Here is a 1,848-nt window from a genome sequence, read left to right on the forward strand (position 1 = left end):
CAGAACACCAAGCTGATCCTGAACGTCTGCTTCAACTACGGTGGCCGCTGGGACATTGCCCGCGCCGCGGCCAGGCTGGCCGAGCAGGGCGAGGCGCTCACCGAAGCGAATCTCGACCGCGCCATGGCTCTCGCGCACGTGCCCGATCCCGACCTTCTCATCCGCACCGGCGGCGAGCAGCGCCTGTCGAACTTCCTGCTGTGGCAAAGCGCCTACGCGGAGCTTTTCTTCAGCGACAAGCTCTGGCCCGAGTTCGACCAGGCCGAACTGGATGCGGGAATCGCCGCCTTCCAGGCGCGCGAGCGCCGCTTCGGCAAGACCTCCGCACAACTCACGGCCGGCAGCGGCTCCGCACCCGATCGCCAGTTGGCCTGAGGGTCTCACGGTCCGACCCTCCAGCGCATGCTCAAACAACGCATCCTCACGGCCATCGTCCTGCTGGCGATCCTGCTGCCGGCGCTCTTCTACCCGTCGCACGTTCCCTTTGCCTGCGTGATGCTGGTGCTGATCGGCGCCGGGGCATGGGAGTGGGGCCGCCTCAACGGCTATGGCCAGCAGCTGTCGGTCTTCCTCGGCGTGGAGACCGTGGCGCTGTGTGCGCTTTCCTGGTGGCTCGGGCTGCTCGATCGGTCGCTGCTGCTCATGTGGCTGCTGGCCAGCGCTGCCTGGGTGCTCGGCGGTGCCGCGCTGCTGCGTGTGGCCGTGCCGGGCTGGCCGCGCATTCCGCGCGGGCTGCGGCTGGTGGGCGGGCTGCTGGCACTCTGGGTGGCGTGGCTCGCGGCCGTGCAGGCGCGCATGGTCGGCGTCAACTTCCTGCTGTCGATCCTCGTGCTGGTCTGGGTGGCGGACGTCTTCGCGTATTTCGCGGGCCGCGCCTTCGGCCTCAAGTTCACGCGCAGCAAGCTCGCGCCCGCCGTCAGCCCCGGCAAGAGCTGGGAAGGCGTGTGGGGCGGCATGGCGGGCGTCGTGGTGCTGGCCTTTGCCTGGGTGTGGGCCGACAGGGCCGCCGGCGCAACGGTGGCCAGCCTCTACACTCGGCTGTACGAGCGCGGCTGGTGGCTGCTGCTGATCGGCGTGCTGTTTCTCGCCGCCATCAGCGTCGTGGGCGACTTGGTCGAATCGCTGATCAAGCGCAGTGCCGGCGCCAAGGACAGCAGCAGCCTGCTGCCGGGCCACGGCGGCGTGCTCGACYGCGTGGATGCCCTCTTGCCGGCGCTGCCCATTGCAATGATGCTGGCTTTCCTGTGAACACACCCAAACAACGCATCACTGTGCTGGGCTCGACCGGATCGGTCGGCGTCAGCACGCTCGATGTCATTTCGCGGCACCCGGAGCGCTTCGAGGTCTTCGCGCTTTCCGCGTCGACCAAGGTCGACGAGTTGCTGGCGCAATGCGCGCGGTTCTCGCCGCGCTATGCGGTCATGGCGAGCGCGCCGCATGCGGCGCTGCTGGCCGAAAAGATAGAACAGAACAATCTCAAGACCACCGTTCTRAGTGGCGGCGATGCTATTGAAAAAATAGCGTCCCACGAAGAGGTCGATGCCGTGATGGCGGCCATCGTGGGGGCAGCCGGCCTCGGGCCCTGCCTGGCCGCGGCGCGCGCCGGCAAGCGGCTCCTGCTGGCCAACAAGGAGGCGCTGGTGGTCGGCGGCGAGCTCTTCATGCGCACCGTGCGCGAAGGCGGTGCCACGCTGCTCCCGATCGACAGCGAACACTCGGCCATCTTCCAGTCGCTGCCCGAAGATCCGTCGACCTGGCCGCGCCGCATCGACAAGATCATTCTCACGGCGTCGGGCGGCCCGTTCCGCACGCGCGCGCCCGACACGCTGGGCACGGTCACGCCCGAGC

At 68.4% G+C, this 1,848-nt stretch carries 2 protein-coding genes and 1 pseudogene; all 3 read left to right on the top strand.

The window, feature by feature from the left end:
• Positions 1 to 375, top strand: a 375-nt coding sequence (gene uppS, locus AC1DOC_RS32035) for a polyprenyl diphosphate synthase (protein ID WP_478131371.1), incomplete at its 5' end; no start/stop codon positions are given.
• 27 nt (positions 376 to 402) lie between these two features.
• Positions 403 to 1,248 carry a phosphatidate cytidylyltransferase gene (locus AC1DOC_RS32040; RefSeq protein ID WP_478131372.1) on the top strand — a complete coding sequence of 282 codons (846 nt, stop codon included), beginning with the start codon at positions 403 to 405 and terminating at the stop codon, positions 1,246 to 1,248.
• A pseudogene (locus tag AC1DOC_RS32045) lies at positions 1,245 to 1,848 on the top strand (1-deoxy-D-xylulose-5-phosphate reductoisomerase); the annotation flags it as partial. The gene AC1DOC_RS32040 and the pseudogene AC1DOC_RS32045, both read left to right, overlap by 4 nt.

It is taken from the genome of Variovorax sp. 01T439_2 (assembly GCF_056398445.1).